Genomic DNA, 14,393 nt, shown 5'->3' with positions numbered 1-14,393 from the left:
GGCTATGATGGAAAGCCTTCTCATAGCCAACAGAGGCGAAATCGCCCGCCGCATCATCCGCACGGCAAAGACTGCCGGCATCCGCACCATCGCCGTCTATTCCGAGGCCGATGCCGGCCTGCCCTTCGTCAGAGAAGCCGACGAGGCGATCGCCATCGGGCCGCCGCCGGCCCGCGAAAGCTATCTGTCTGAGGCACGCATCCTCGAAGCAGCCCGCAAAACCGGCGCGGCCGCGATCCATCCGGGCTACGGTTTCCTGTCGGAAAATGCCGAATTTGCCGAAGCGGTCGAGAAGGCAGGCATCGTCTGGGTCGGCGCGCCGCCGGCCGCAATCCGGGCGATGGGCCTGAAGGACGCGGCCAAGGCACTGTTGCAGGCAGCCGGCGTGCCGGTCACGCCCGGTTATCTGGGGCCGGACCAGAGCGAAGCAAGGCTTGCGGCCGAGGCCAATGCCATCGGCTACCCCGTCCTCATCAAGGCTGTCGCCGGCGGCGGCGGCAAGGGCATGCGCCGCGTCGACCGGCGTGAGGATTTCAGCGAGCTCCTCGCCTCCTGCCGCCGCGAAGCCGCCGCCTCGTTTGGCGACGATCGGGTTCTCATCGAACGCTATATCGTCAACCCGCGTCATATCGAGGTGCAAATCTTCGGCGACCAGCACGGCAACTGCGTCCATCTTTTCGAACGCGACTGTTCGCTGCAGCGCCGGCACCAGAAAGTCATCGAGGAAGCCCCAGCCCCAGGGCTTGATGCCGCCACGCGCGCGGCGATCTGCGATGCGGCGGTGAAGGCCGCAAGAGCAGTGAGCTATGTCGGCGCCGGCACTGTCGAATTCATCGCCGATGCCTCGCAAGGCCTGCGACCGGATCGCATCTGGTTCATGGAGATGAATACGCGCCTGCAGGTGGAACATCCGGTGACCGAAGCGATATCTGGCGAGGATCTGGTGCTCTGGCAGCTGAAGGTCGCGAGCGGCGAGCCGCTGCCGAAAAGCCAGGACGAGATCGCCATGAAAGGCTGGGCCTTCGAAGCCCGGCTCTATGCCGAAAATCCCGCCGCCGGCTACCTGCCCTCGACCGGAAGGCTCGAACATCTGAAACTTCCGGAGGCGGTCCGCGTCGATAGCGGCGTCGAACAGGGCGATGAGATCACCGCCTTCTACGATCCGATGATCGCCAAGATCATCGCGCATGGGCCGAACCGCGAGGCCGCACTGTCGAAGCTCGCCGCTGCCTGCGCCGAGATCGAGGTCTGGCCGGTCAGATCCAATGCCGGTCTTCTCGCCCGCATTGCCATCGACCCGGATTTTCGCGCCGCACGGATCGACACCGGCTTTCTCGACCGCCACGGCGAAAGCCTTGCCGCGAAGCAGCCGGATGAAACGGCGATCGACAGCGCCGCCACGGTGCTTTCAAAGCGCACGACCGACGATCCTTGGTCAGCCCTCACCGGTTTTCGCATCGCCGGGCCAGGCGACGGCCGCGTTCGAGTGCGCATTGACGGTCACCTCTACTGGGGGCGTGTGCGCCCCGACCTTGAGGCGAATGCCGTCGAGGTCGACCAAAAAACGGTGCTTTTCGACGCCGGCAATGCCTGGCCGATCGGCCTGCCCCATGCGGGCGAGGTCGAGGCAAGCCAGGGTGCGGTCGACGGCGCGATCCTTTCGCCCATGCCCGGCCTTGTCATATCGGTCGACGTCGCCGAAGGCGGTCGTGTCGCCAAGGGGGATCGTCTGCTGACGGTCGAAGCGATGAAGATGGAACATACGCTACGCGCGCCCTTCGATGGCATCGTTGGGAAATTGCAGGTTTCCACGGGCGTCCGGGTTTCGGAAAACCAGCTTGTTGTCACTGTGATGAAGGAGCAGGCGTGATGGCCGGCCGCTATTTCGACGAATGGGCGGTCGGCGATCGCATCGCCCACGCGATCCGTCGCACGGTCACCGAGACCGACAACCTGCTGTTCACCACGCTTTCCCACAATCCGCAGCCGCTGCATCTCGATGCCGATTATGCCGCCGGCACCGAGTTCGGCCGGATCGTCGTCAACGGCACTTTCACCTTTGCGCTCACCATCGGCCTTTCGGTCGGCGACACTACGCTCGGCACGCTCGTCGCCAATCTCGGCTATGACAAGGTGACGATGCCGAAGCCGGTCTTCATCGGCGATACGCTGCGGGTGGAAACCGAGGTGACGGAGCTGCGGCGCTCGAACTCCCGCCCCGATGCCGGCATCGTCACTTTCCGGCATGTCACGTTGAACCAGCGTGACGAGATCGTTTGCCAGTGCCTGCGCACGGCGATGCTGAAGGGTAAACCGTCATGAGGCTGCGCTCGCTGCTCTTCGTGCCCGGCGACCGGCCGGAGCGTTTCGAAAAAGCGCTCACCTCGGGCGCCGATGCCGTCATCCTCGACTGGGAAGATTCGGTCACGCCGGCAAACAAGCCGCGAGCCCGCGAGGCCGTGCACGAATTCGTCCTGCGCCATGCCGGCGAAACACATCTGCTGATCCGCATCAATCCCCTGACTTCGCCCGAATTCGAAGGCGATCTTGTCGCGCTTAGCGGCCTTGATCCTTTCGCGATCATGTTGCCGAAGGCCGAGGGGGCCGGGTCCGTGCGCAAACTCGCAGCCTTGCTGACACCGGCTCTTCCCATTTTGCCGATCGCGACGGAAACGCCGTCGGCAATCTTCGAGATCGGCAGCTACCGGGAGGTCTCGGCGCGCCTTTGCGGCCTGACCTGGGGCGCCGAGGATCTGCCGGCCGCGATCGGAGCTTCGACCGCGCGACGGACAGACGGCCGTTATACGCCACCTTACGAGCTTGCCCGCTCGCTCACGTTATTTGCAGCCCATGCAGCTGCCGTTCCCGCAATCGAAACCATCTATCCCGATTTCCGCGATCTCAACGGTCTCAGAGCCTATCTCGGCCGCGCCCGGCGCGACGGCTTCTCCGGTATGATGGCCATTCATCCGAGCCAGGTGGAAGGGATCAATCACGCCTTCACACCTGACGTCTCCGAGGTCGCCTGGGCCGAGAAAGTCGCCGCCGCCTTTGCTGACAAGCCCGACGCCGGCGTCATCCAGCTTGACGGGCGTATGCTTGACTTGCCGCACCTCAAGCTTGCGCTGCGCATTCTGGAAAGCGCCCGACGATAGGCCGAATCTACGGCGAATTAGCCCGACTTTGCCGTTTGCCTGGAGGCGGCCTGCTCCGGCTCGAGGTAACCGGCGCCGATGGCGACATAGAGATCCACATAATCCTTCGCGACCTGCTGCACGGTGGCAGCGAGGCTTTCCTGGGCATCTGAGACCGACCGCTGCGCGTCCAGAACGTCGAGCAGTGAAGAGGCGCCATCCTTGTAGCTCGTGGTCGAAAGCGCCAGCGATTCCTGCGCCGTCTGCACCTGCCTGCGCAACGGTCCCAGCGTCTGCGTGTCGTGGCGGACGGCCGCAAGCGCATTCTCGACCTCCTCGACCCCGTTCAGCACCGCCGCTTTCCACGCCAGATATTGGGTTCTGGCGTCGGATTTCTCGATATCGACATTGGCCCGCAACTTGCCGCCATCGAAAATCGGCAGGTTGAGAGTCGGTCCGAACGACCAGCTGGTCAGGCTTGCGCCGCTGGTGCCCGATGATTTGATCCAGCTCGGCGAAATCGACCCGGAGAGCGAGATCGACGGGTAGAGCTGGGCTTCGGCTGCACCGATATCGGCCACGGCCGCCGCTAGCTCGCGTTCGGCCTTCCTTATATCGGGACGGTTGCGGATGAGATCTGCCGGGATACCGGCGCGAATGTCGCCGCGGAACACCGGCTGGCCTGTATTCTTGCGCAGCTCGTCCGTCAGCGAAGCCGCCGGCATTCCGAGCAGAGTGGCAATGTGATGGACCGACTCGGTGAAACTCTGTTCGAGGCGGGGAATTTCCGACTTTGTCGACTGTACCAGGCCCTCGGCCTGAACCGCGTCGAGGCGGGAGGCCGCACCAGCTTTCAGCTGCAGCTGCGTGAGTTCGTAAGTCTGCTGGCGGGATTTCAAATTCGCCTGTGAAAGCGCAATCCGCTCCTGATAGTAGCGAGCGTCGATATAACTCTCGATCAGGTCTTTTAGGAAGGTGAGCTTTGCATTGTCGGCCGTGGCATAGGCGGCCCCAAGAGAGGCGATGGCACTCTCCTTCGAGCGACGATACTGGCCGAACAAGTCCAGCAGCCAGGACAGGCTGACATCGCCTCCCGTGGTGTTCGTGGTGCCGACCGTCGTGCGCAGCCGCCCCTTTTCGCCGGACACGGTGTGCGATGCGTCCACGCTCAGGCTCGGCAGACCGCCTGCACCGGCGACAGTGACGTTGGCGAAAGCCGAATTGATACTCTCCAGCGCCTGCAGCACATCAAGATTCTCGCTCACTCCGTGGGCGACCAGCCCATCGAGCTTCTTGTCGCGATAGCCCGTCCACCACTCTGCCGTCACGACATCGCCGTTGCTCTTGCTACCTCCCCGCTCGAATTTCGCGGGAAGCGGCATCTCAGGGAGAACGTGATCCGGGCCGCTGACGCAACCTGCGAGCAGCAGTGTGAACGCGGATGCGGCGTAGCGGAGGGACGTTAATCTTGTGTGAAGCGACTTACTCACTGGCGAGCCTTCTGAACCGGGATGGTGGGTTCAGGCTTAGCGACGCCAGCGTTAATGACGGTTAAGAAACTGTAAAGTTAGGTAAAACCCGGCAGAAAGGATCAACGCTTTCTGGGGAGCTCCAGTGTGATCGCCAGCCCCCCCGCCTCCGGCAACGACGCATGCACACGTCCGCCATGGCGTTCGATAGCCTGCCTGGTGATGGCGAGTCCGAGGCCGTATCCGCCTCTCGGCACCGCCTCTTTCCCGCGTGAGAATGGCTGGAAGATTCGTTCGAGTTCGTCCCGTTTGACGCCTGGCCCCTGATCCGTGACGCAGATCTTGATGCGGTCGGCTGCCGTCTCGCAAGACACGGATATGAACGAATGCTCGGCCGTGTATTTGACCGCGTTGCGGACGACGTTTTCCAGCGCCCGGTAGATCAGCTCGCCTTCGACCTCGGCTCGGAAGATACCCTCGACGCTCGTCGTAATCGAGACCTCCCTTGCCTGGGCTTCGAAGGCCGCATCGCCGAGGATTTCGTTCAACAACTCGATGACATCGACGGTCTGCGTCTTCAGCGGCAGGCCGGATCCCGCCGTCAGCCTGGCAAGCGTCAGAACCTCTCCCACCAGCACGTCGAGCCGTTCGACCTCCCGGTCCATGCGATCCAGCATGGCGCCAAGTTTGGCCGGACTCTGCCGGAGCACCCCGACGGCGGCCTGCAGCCGGGACAAAGGCGAACGCAGTTCATGAGAAACGTCGTGAAACAATCTCTGCTGCGCGTCCTGAAGTTCCTGAAGCCGTGCGGCGCTCGAATCGAAGTCATGGGCAAGCGCCGTCACCTCGTCCTTCCGGCCGGCCATCTTGTCGCCGATGCGGAAGTCGAAGCGGCCATGCGCAAGCGCGCTCAGGCCATCGCGCAAGTGCACCACGGGGCGGATGAGGTATCGTGCCAGTGCCCAGGCGGATATCGTGCTGGAGATCAGGATCGTGAGCCACGGCAGAAACGGGCCAAAATTCTCGAAGGTGAAAGTGGGAGGGGCTGGCAGGAATATCCGATAGCAGATCCCCTCCTTCAGAACGGATCGCGTATCAGCCGCCTTCGGATCCGAACAGGCATCGGGTTTCGCGGCTCTGGAGATGGTCAGACCGTGCGGCAGCGTCTCTTCACTTGAACGCACGAAATATGCTGCCGCTTCCTCGCCGTTCCTCGCAAGCACATTTGCAGTTAGGTCCAACGCGATCGACCGTCGCTCCTGTTCCAGTTCCCGCGCAAAAGGCACGCCTTGGAGAAGGTTGACGAGCAGGATGATGACGCCGACGGTCGTGGTCAGCGTCAGCCAGATGATCGCGAAGAACTTCCAGAAAAGCCGGGGCATGGTCAGTCCACGAGAAGTTGGTAACCCTGGCCGCGGACGGACTGAATCCATGATTGTCCGTCCTCCCGCAGCCCGAGCTTCTGGCGAACGCTGCTGATGTGGACGTCGATACGGCGATCGAACGGCGTCAGCGGCTTGCCGAAGGCGCGTTTCGAAATTTCCTGCTTCGACACCAGCTGGCCGGCGCTGCGGGCGAGGACCTCGAGCAGGCTGAACTCCGTGCCGGTCAGGTCAAGGGTTTCTCCGCGCCACTCGGCAAGCCTACTGCCCGGATGGATCACCAGCCGCCCCGCTCTCACCGTGTCGGTCGATACGCCGGCCGCCGGCTGACCCGCCCGGCGCAGGATGGCCCGCAGCCTCGCCGCAAGTTCGCCCGGAGAGCACGGCTTCGGCACATAGTCGTCGGCGCCGAGATTGAGACCGGATATCCTGTCCACGTCGTCGCCTCTGGCCGTCAGCATCAGAACGGGGACCTGGCTGAGCTTCCGGATCCTTTGGAGAACTTCGATCCCATTCATGCGGGGCATCATGATGTCGAGCACAATGATGTCGACCGTATTGCCGGCCGCCGCAGCAATGGCGGCGCGACCATCCGTGTCCGTTACGACATCATATCCTTCTTCGACCAGATATTCCTGCAGAAGTGTCGTCAGCTCCGCATCGTCGTCGATCAGGAGAACCTTGTTCATTCGCGTTATCCGTTATCAATCCGGGCAAGCCATACAGCACAATCGCACTCATGCGGGTAAGTTTTACTCAACTTAACACTAGCTTGACCGCACTTAACGTTCGCCCCGTTACTTATCCTGCCATGACATCGTCGCGCGCTGAGAGCCCGGTTGCCGTGCATGAGCGGCAATCCTTCGGTCGATTGCGCCGATCGGGAAAGGCACGATGCCTTGACCATAAGGAGTGCATCGTTGAGAAAACCGTCCAGACTATTCGCGGCCGCCGTCGTTGCGGCCGCACTCGTCTCCCCCCTTCGCAATGCCATGGCGGACAAGGCTGCCGCAACCGCTCTCACCGTCTCTCTGACGGCGCCGGCCCAGCGAGACTGGCCTGAGACCGTTCCGGCGAGCGGATGGCTGAAACCATGGCAGGAAGCCGTCATCGCCTCCGAGACGAGCGGGTTGCGCATAACCGATGTTCTGGTCGATGTCGGTTCCGTGGTCACGAAAGGCCAGACGCTTGTCCGGCTTTCCCAGGAAAGCGTGCTCGCCGATCTTCGCAAGCAGGAGGCCGCCGTCGCGACCGCCAAGGCAAGCCTTTCGAAGGCCAAAGCCAATGCCGACCGGGCGCGGCAGCTCCAGCCTTCAGGGGCGCTCTCCGATGAGAAGATCGTCGATTATCTCGCCGACGAACAGACGGCAACGGCAAGTCTTGCGTCAGAAGAGGCCGCGCTCGACAGCGAAAAGATCAAGCTTGCGCAGACGACCATTACGGCCATCGACGACGGCCTCATCACCTCGCGTTCCGCCGATCTCGGTGCTGTCGTCTCCGCCGGCACCGAATTGTTTCGCATGGTTCGCCAGCAGCGGGTCGAATGGCAGGCCGAGGTTTCCTCGCGTTACCTCCCGCGCATTTCGCAAGGCCTGAGCGTCAAGGTCAACGGGCCTGAAGGCCACGCCATCGAAGGCAAGGTGAGACTTGTCGGGCCATCGGTCAGCACCGATACCAGCCGGGCAATCGTCTATGTCACGCTGCCGGTCGACGCCCGTCCGCGCACGGGCCTTTATATCACGGGCGACATCGAGCTCGAGACTTCGCCGGCGCTGACCGTGCCCGAGACCGCAATCGTGTTCCGGGACGGGATCAGTTACGTATTCACCGCAGGCGATGATCACCGGGTGCAAAGGGTCCGGGTGGAAACCGGCCGTCGCAACAATGGCGAGGTGGAAATCGTCTCCGGCATGGACCGGACGTCGAAGGTGGTGACCTCGGGCGGCGCATTCCTCTCGGACAATGACCTCGTGAAGATCGCGGAGAAAAGCTGATGAACTTCTCGGCATGGTCGATCCACAACCCCGTCCCGGCAATATTGCTGTTCGTGATGCTGACGGTTGGGGGACTCTTGGCCTTCAAGACCCTGGCGGTCCAGAACTTCCCCGATATGGACCTTCCGACGATCAGCGTCACGGCGACGCTCGACGGAGCGGCGCCGGCACAGCTCGAAACCGAGGTCGCCCGCACTATCGAAGACAGTTTGGCTTCGCTCAGCTATCTCGACCACATCACCACGACCATCACCGACGGCACCGTCTCTATCAAGGTTTCCTTCAAGCTGGATAAAGACAGCGAAGCGGCGCTCAACGAAGTCCGCAACGCCGTCGACAGCGTCAAGGGCGATCTTCCGGCGCAGATGGAGACACCAAGCGTCACCAAGGTCACGGTTCAAAGCTCCGCGCTGGTCACCTATGCCGTCCGCTCGACTGCTCTCAACGAAACCGAGCTTTCCTGGTTTGTCGACAATGATCTGACCAAGGCGCTGCTCTCGGTGTCCGGCGTCGGAGAAGTCAACCGCATCGGCGGTATCGACCGCGAGGTTCACGTCGATCTCGATCCCGCGACGATGGCGTCGCTCGGGGTCACGGCAGCGACCGTGTCGTCGCAGCTGAAGGCCGTGCAGGCGGACACGTCAGGCGGTCTCGGCGAAATCGGTGGCACTCGGCAAACCTTGCGTACGCTCGGCGCCGTAGCTTCGGTCGATGAGCTGAAGGGGCTCAGAATTCCCTTGACCAACGGCCAGCAGGTTCGTCTCGACGACGTCGCATCCGTCACGGACAGCTTCGCGGAGCGGTCTTCGATGGCCTATCTCGACGGAAAACCGGTGATCGCCGTCGAGATCAAGCGCTCGAACGGTTTTTCCGACAGCGGTGTCGCCGGCGATGTCGACACGGCGATGAAACAGTTTGCCGCAAAACATTCCAATGTCCAGATCGACGAAGCCTACAGCACGATCGGGCCGATCATCGACAACTACGATGGTTCGATGCACATGCTGTACGAGGGGGCGATCCTGGCGATCATCGTCGTCTGGCTCTTCCTTCGCGACTGGCGCGCGACGATCCTGTCGGCCGTGGCGCTGCCCTTGTCTGTCATCCCCACCTTCCTCATCATGTACTTTGCCGACTTCAGCCTGAATGTCATCACGCTGCTGGCGCTGTCGCTGGTGGTCGGCATCCTCGTCGACGACGCCATCGTCGAGATCGAAAATATCGCCCGCCACCTGCAGATGGGCAAGCGGCCGATCGATGCCGCCCTCGAAGCCGCCAACGAGATCGGGCTTGCCGTCATCGCAACTACCTTCACACTGGTCGCCGTCTTTCTGCCGACGGCCTTCATGAGCGGTATTCCGGGACTTCTGTTCCGCCAGTTCGGGGTCACGGCCGCTGTCGCCGTTCTCGCCTCGCTGGTCGTCGCCCGCCTGCTGACGCCGATGATGGCCGCCTATTTCATGAAGGCCGCCCCTCCGACGGAGGAAACGGATGGCCGCATCATGCGCGCTTATCTGGCAATCGTGAAAGCTGCCATGAACCGGCGAAAGACCACCGTGGCCGTAACCGCCATTGTCGTCGCGCTATCTCTCTCCACTATTCCGCTGCTGAAATCCGGGTTCCTGCCGGCTTCGGACGACGCGCGCACCCAGATCACGCTGACCATGCAGCCGGGCGCCACGATCGAGCAAACGGATGCCATGACGAGGAAAGCCGCCGATCTCGTCCGCAAGCTCGCGGATGTCACGCATGTCTTTTCCTCGGTCGGCTCCGCATCTTCGGGTGGCGGCGCCGAGGTCAGCACCACGAGCAGCGTCAATTCCGCCACGATCGTCGCTGTGCTGACGCCGATCGGCGAGCGTGACCGCAAGCAGTCGGAAATCGAAAACGACATCCGGCAGGCTCTTTCGGTTCTATCAGGCGTGCGGGTCGCAGTCGGCAATGGCGCCAACGGCACCAAGCTGGAGATCACCCTTGCCAGCGACGACGCTAACGCCCTCGACAGCGCCAGCACGGCGCTCGAGGAGCAGCTCCGTACGCTCAAAGGCATCGGAGCTGTGACATCGACCGCGGCAAGGCAGGCGCCGGAGATCCAGATCACCCCGGACTTCGCGCGCGCCGCTTCGCTCGGAGTAACGTCGAGCGCCATCGCCGAGGCCGCGCGCGTGGCGACGAACGGCGAATATTCCGCCAGTCTGCCAAAGCTCAATCTGCCGCAGCGCCAGGTTCCTATCGTTGTCCGCTTCAGCACGGAGTCGCGCACCAGCCTTGACGATATCAAGAACATGCGGGTGGCGGGCACGAACGGCAGTGTCGATCTCGGATCGATCGCCGATATCCGGATCGGCGGCAGTCCCTCCGAAATCGACCGCATCGACCGGATGCGCAACGTCACCCTATCGGTTGAACTCAACGGCCGCATCCTCGGCGACGTCAACCGCGAGGCACAGGCGCTGCCGGCGCTACAGCATCTGCCCTCGGGCGTTACACTTGTCGAGCAGGGCGAACTTCAGCGCAGCTCGGAACTGTTCCAGAGCTTCGGGCTGGCAATGGCGATCGGCGTGTTCTGCATCTACGCGGTCCTCGTCCTGCTCTTCCACGACTTCCTGCAGCCGCTCACCCTGCTGATGGCTCTGCCACTCTCGCTCGGTGGCGCGCTCGTGCCGCTGGTGGTGACCGGGACCAGCTTCTCGCTGGCCGCCGTCATCGGGCTTCTCATGCTGATGGGCGTGGTGACGAAGAACTCGATCCTGCTGATCGAATACGCGATCATGTCACGCCGCCAGGGCATGTCCAGGTTCGATGCCCTCGTGGATGCCTGCCATAAGCGCGCCCGGCCGATCGTCATGACCACCATCGCCATGGCTTGCGGCATGCTTCCGGTCGCTCTCAGCCTGACCGGCGGCGATTCGAGCTTCCGGCAGCCGATGGCGATCGTGGTAATCGGCGGCGTAATGATGTCGACGCTGCTCAGCCTCGTCGTCATCCCTGTCATCTTCACCTTCGTCGATGACCTGGACGAGGCGCTCAGACGGTTGCTGCGCCGGATCGGCCTGGCCCAGGAGATCGCCGATGATAAACCGCAGGCCTCCAACGATCACGCGGCCATCGCCTTCCAGCCCGAGCAATCAAGGCGGGGGCACGCTCAGAGATGATCTCCGCTCCCCCAATCGCTTGGGCAGAGGGTCCCGCTCCAGACAACGGTCGGTGACGGCAGCCTCTTCGGTGTAGTTCCTCCCCAGGAACAAAGCCGCGGGACGTGTTCCCCCGCAGGCGGCCACAAGCCGCCTGCGCGTCCTGCTATGCGTTAGACAACTGCTCCATCGCTTCGAAATCGGGCAAGGTGCCGCTGGTGGCCGACGCCCCCGAGCGAAGTGATAACAATCCGGCCGTCGTCGATCGAATAGTAGCGGCCGCGCCCCGTGCTCGCGAAAATACATGCAGGCCTGCTCGCGTGGTGGCGCTTTTTCACTGCCTGCCTGGCGGCCTGCGTCCCCGTACAATTCGATAATTCGAAGTGGCTAATATATAGAACAACTTCATCGTGATATTCAGTCCTTTTCGGCTGCGGGCGGCCGTAACACGGAGGGTAAAATGTTTCGATTTAGCGTTCGGTTCGCATTTTTAGCCGCTTGTGCGTTGGAGCTACCGTTGAGCATGGCAGCAGCGGCCGATGATCCGCAGATTGCGCGCGGCGAATATCTCGTCACGGTCGGCGGGTGCAACGACTGCCACACACCGGGATATTTCTTCGGAAAGCCGGACACCGAGCGATTTCTCGGTGGATCGGATGTTGGTTTTGAGATCCCGGGCCAGGGGGTTTTTGTCGGCCGCAACATTACGCCTGACAAGGAGACCGGCATCGGCAGCTGGACCAGGGAACAGATTGTGACTGCCCTTCAGACCGGGCAGAGGCCGGACGGTCGCGTCCTGGCGCCAATTATGCCATGGCATGCATTCGCGCAGCTCACTGACGAAGACGTGACATCAATTGCAGCGTTCCTTCAAAGCTTGAAACCGGTAACTAATCAGGTCCCAGGACCTTTCAAGCCGGGGGAGAAGGTTTCAACCTTTTTGTTCCGGATCATGCCGCCGGGTGAAACCGCAGCCAGCGCGCCAAACTAGAAAGTGACGAATGCTGCGATGAGGTGATGGAAGCAGGTAACCTGCCGAGACTGCCCGTCGCAGATACGCCGGTGTCTTGACGGTTTTCAACGACATGCCGACCTGCCTCCAATATTGACATAGCTTGAAGTGTCCGGAGGCCAGCAAGATACGGGCTCCCGTCTGAACGTCCATGGAAGTCAAGAGAGCCGCTCCGTCGCTTTGAAATCAGGCAAGGCGCCGCTGGCGTAGCCGATCGAAGCGGTGGCGATCCGGCCGCTGCGGATCAACAGGGTCTCCGCTCTGAGAAGTGAAGCGGCGTCCGTCGCTCATGTTTTCCAGGAGACCTGGCACCGCGCGAACTGGCGCACGGACTGATGGCATTCGCCCGCTCAGGAGAACGGCTCGATGGGTGCGGCCGCCGGATCGGTGAACCAGCGAGGTCCGTCTGCGGTCATATAGATATGGTCCTCCAGCCGGATTCCGAATTTATCGGGGAAGACGATCATCGGTTCGTTGGAAAAACACATGCCGGCGGCAAGGGACGTGTCGTTGCCGCGAACGATGTAAGGCTCTTCATGGATCGCGAGTCCCAGGCCATGACCGGCGCGATGCGGCAATCCTGGCAGACTATAGTCGGGGCCGAGAGAATGTTTGGCGAGCACCTTGCGGGCCGCATCGTCGAGGCTCGAGCAGGCGGCGCCGATCCGGGCGGCATCGAAGACGGCCTGCTGCGCCTCCCGTTCGATCCACCAGGCACGCTCAAAGTCGCCGTCGCCGCCGCCGAGCATATAGGTCCTGGTGATATCGGAATGGTAGCCGTCGACCCGGCAGCCGGTATCGACAAGAATGACGTCGTCATCGCCAAGGATCTGCTCGCCGTCGGCGCCATGCGGAAGCGAGGTCGCCGCGCCGAAGGAGACGATTGCGAATGTCGAGCCGTCATCGGCGCCCGCCTGGCGATGCTGCCGGTCGATGAAATCGACCACTTCGGATGAGGTGATGCCCGGCTTCAACAGCCCATGCACCTGCCTGTGCACGTCGAGCGTCAGGTTCATCGCATATTGGATCAGCGAAATCTCCGCGACGGATTTGATGCGGCGCAGGCCGCGGATCAGTCGTCCGCCATCGGCGAGCCTTTCGGCGCCCATCGCCGCGGCCAAGGCGTGATAGAAAAACAGCGGCAGACCATCGTCGAGTGCAAGCCTGCCGCCTCGGCTGGCAAGGCGGGAAATGAGTGCAGCACTGCTTTCCTCCTCTTCCCAGACCAGAATTTCCCCCGGCAGATGCGGCAGGGTTTCGACGCGGCTGCGCTCGAAACCGGGAACGATATAGGAAAGGGCCGTGGGGGTGATGAGCGCGCCGAGGAACCTTTCGCTCGGGTGCCAGACGAGGCCGGTGAAATAACGCAGGCTTTCGGTCGGGCCGAGAAGCATGCCTGCCAGTCCTTCGGCGTCAATCGCTTCTCGCAGCCTGGTGAGGCGGTTCTGCCGCTCATCCTCGGTGATGCGGGGTATGGGATGCTGCCACGACATGTCGTTTTCCTGTTCTTACCGTTATGCCTAGTCCCGCGCAGCGCTTCAGGACAGACCGATCGCCACCGGCCGATCGAGGTTGCGGGCGAGATAGTCCTGGATCTGGCGGACGATCTGGCCGGCGTGGGCAATCGCCAGCCGATCGGCGCGTTCGGCGTCACCGGCCTCGATCGCGGCGATGATTTCCTCGTGTTCATCGACATATTGGCGCGGCAGCCGGTCTTCGAACGTCGAATAATAAAGGCGAAGGATCCGCCGGCCTTCGTCGAGCAGCCTGGCAAAGAAGGCCGTGTAATAGGAGTTGCCGGCAAGCTCGGCGATCGCCACGTGGAATTCGCGGTTCGCCTCGATCATCGCATAGGCGTCGCGCGCGGCAACGGCGCCGGCGAAGTCCTTCTGGTGGCGGCGGATGGTCTCCATGATCGCGTCGTTCCGCCGCCCCGCCGCTCCGCGAGTCGTCACCCGGTACATCAGCGTCAGCGCTTCGAAATAGGTGGGCAGGTTGGCAAAATCGATCGGTGCGACGATCGTGTTCCGGTTCGGCAGGGTCGTGACCAGCCCATCGGCGGCAAGCCGCAACAGCGCCTCGCGTATGGGTGTTCTCGACATGCCGAACCGCTCCGACAGCCGCACCTCATCGAGGGGGCTGCCTGGCTCAAGCCCCATCGACAGGATTTGCCGGCGCAGCGTGACATAGACGCTCTGCGTGCCGGAACCTCGCACCCGCACATTTTCCGCCTCGTTTTGCATCCGTCCCTCCCGTTCATGAGAGCCT

At 62.5% G+C, this 14,393-nt stretch carries 11 protein-coding genes; 6 read left to right on the top strand and 5 right to left on the bottom strand.

The window, feature by feature from the left end:
• Positions 1-4: 4 nt before the first annotated feature.
• The 3 genes from J2J98_RS28045 to J2J98_RS28035 are packed head-to-tail and all read left to right on the top strand — an operon-like array spanning position 5 to position 3,155.
• Positions 5-1,870, top strand: coding sequence for an acetyl/propionyl/methylcrotonyl-CoA carboxylase subunit alpha (locus tag J2J98_RS28045; protein ID WP_207604105.1), 1,866 nt, complete (start codon positions 5-7; stop codon positions 1,868-1,870).
• Positions 1,870-2,322 carry a MaoC family dehydratase gene (locus tag J2J98_RS28040; protein ID WP_207604104.1) on the top strand — a complete coding sequence of 151 codons (453 nt, stop codon included), beginning with the start codon at positions 1,870-1,872 and terminating at the stop codon, positions 2,320-2,322. The genes J2J98_RS28045 and J2J98_RS28040 overlap by 1 nt, the downstream gene beginning before the upstream one ends.
• Entirely contained in the window at positions 2,319-3,155 is an 837-nt protein-coding gene (locus J2J98_RS28035) for an HpcH/HpaI aldolase/citrate lyase family protein (protein ID WP_207604103.1), read from the top strand. Before J2J98_RS28040 ends, J2J98_RS28035 begins: the two co-directional genes overlap by 4 nt.
• 17 nt (positions 3,156-3,172) lie before the next feature.
• Here the strand turns inward: J2J98_RS28035 and J2J98_RS28030 are convergent, their stop codons facing one another.
• From J2J98_RS28030 to J2J98_RS28020, 3 genes are all read right to left on the bottom strand, one after another.
• Positions 3,173-4,624 (bottom strand): efflux transporter outer membrane subunit, encoded by a 1,452-nt coding sequence (locus tag J2J98_RS28030; RefSeq protein ID WP_207604102.1) that lies wholly within the window; start codon positions 4,622-4,624, stop codon positions 3,173-3,175.
• A 101-nt stretch (positions 4,625-4,725) separates the two neighbouring features.
• Positions 4,726-5,985: a HAMP domain-containing sensor histidine kinase gene (locus tag J2J98_RS28025; protein WP_207604101.1), complete on the bottom strand. Its 1,260-nt coding sequence runs from the start codon at positions 5,983-5,985 to the stop codon at positions 4,726-4,728.
• A 2-nt stretch (positions 5,986-5,987) separates the two neighbouring features.
• Positions 5,988-6,674, bottom strand: a complete 687-nt coding sequence (locus J2J98_RS28020) for a response regulator (RefSeq protein WP_138396065.1) — start codon at positions 6,672-6,674, stop codon at positions 5,988-5,990.
• A gap of 231 nt (positions 6,675-6,905) precedes the next feature.
• Between J2J98_RS28020 and J2J98_RS28015 the strand changes: the two genes are divergently transcribed.
• The 3 genes from J2J98_RS28015 to J2J98_RS28005 all read left to right on the top strand — a co-directional run bounded on the left by J2J98_RS28015 (position 6,906) and on the right by J2J98_RS28005 (position 12,104).
• Positions 6,906-7,979 carry an efflux RND transporter periplasmic adaptor subunit gene (locus tag J2J98_RS28015; protein ID WP_207604100.1) on the top strand — a complete coding sequence of 358 codons (1,074 nt, stop codon included), beginning with the start codon at positions 6,906-6,908 and terminating at the stop codon, positions 7,977-7,979.
• Complete coding sequence (locus J2J98_RS28010) at positions 7,979-11,134, top strand: efflux RND transporter permease subunit (protein ID WP_207604099.1); 3,156 nt, start codon at positions 7,979-7,981, stop codon at positions 11,132-11,134. Before J2J98_RS28015 ends, J2J98_RS28010 begins: the two co-directional genes overlap by 1 nt.
• Before the next feature lie 439 nt (positions 11,135-11,573).
• Positions 11,574-12,104 (top strand): c-type cytochrome, encoded by a 531-nt coding sequence (locus J2J98_RS28005; RefSeq protein ID WP_207604098.1) that lies wholly within the window; start codon positions 11,574-11,576, stop codon positions 12,102-12,104.
• Between the two features lie 371 nt (positions 12,105-12,475).
• On the opposite strand, the gene J2J98_RS28000 is transcribed toward J2J98_RS28005, so the two are convergent.
• Together J2J98_RS28000 and J2J98_RS27995 are read right to left on the bottom strand one after the other, a co-directional pair.
• Positions 12,476-13,618, bottom strand: a complete 1,143-nt coding sequence (locus J2J98_RS28000) for a M24 family metallopeptidase (RefSeq protein WP_207604097.1) — start codon at positions 13,616-13,618, stop codon at positions 12,476-12,478.
• Between the two features lie 45 nt (positions 13,619-13,663).
• Positions 13,664-14,368 (bottom strand): GntR family transcriptional regulator, encoded by a 705-nt coding sequence (locus tag J2J98_RS27995; RefSeq protein ID WP_138396060.1) that lies wholly within the window; start codon positions 14,366-14,368, stop codon positions 13,664-13,666.
• Positions 14,369-14,393: the final 25 nt, after the last annotated feature.

It is taken from the genome of Rhizobium bangladeshense, assembly GCF_017357245.1.
Taxonomy (GTDB): Bacteria; Pseudomonadota; Alphaproteobacteria; order Rhizobiales; family Rhizobiaceae; genus Rhizobium; species Rhizobium bangladeshense.
This window is presented reverse-complemented; position numbering and strand designations above follow the sequence as displayed.

Bases quoted from the DNA above. Each gene is read 5' to 3' on its own strand.
- J2J98_RS28045 (WP_207604105.1), top strand. From the start codon at position 5: ATGATGGAAAGCCTTCTCATAGCCAACAGAGGCGAAATCGCCCGCCGC.
- J2J98_RS28040 (WP_207604104.1), top strand. From the start codon at position 1,870: ATGGCCGGCCGCTATTTCGACGAATGGGCGGTCGGCGATCGCATCGCC.
- J2J98_RS28035 (WP_207604103.1), top strand. From the start codon at position 2,319: ATGAGGCTGCGCTCGCTGCTCTTCGTGCCCGGCGACCGGCCGGAGCGT.
- J2J98_RS28025 (WP_207604101.1), bottom strand. From the start codon at position 5,985: ATGCCCCGGCTTTTCTGGAAGTTCTTCGCGATCATCTGGCTGACGCTG.
- J2J98_RS28020 (WP_138396065.1), bottom strand. From the start codon at position 6,674: ATGAACAAGGTTCTCCTGATCGACGACGATGCGGAGCTGACGACACTT.
- J2J98_RS28010 (WP_207604099.1), top strand. From the start codon at position 7,979: ATGAACTTCTCGGCATGGTCGATCCACAACCCCGTCCCGGCAATATTG.
- J2J98_RS28005 (WP_207604098.1), top strand. From the start codon at position 11,574: ATGTTTCGATTTAGCGTTCGGTTCGCATTTTTAGCCGCTTGTGCGTTG.
- J2J98_RS28000 (WP_207604097.1), bottom strand. From the start codon at position 13,618: ATGTCGTGGCAGCATCCCATACCCCGCATCACCGAGGATGAGCGGCAG.
- J2J98_RS27995 (WP_138396060.1), bottom strand. From the start codon at position 14,368: ATGCAAAACGAGGCGGAAAATGTGCGGGTGCGAGGTTCCGGCACGCAG.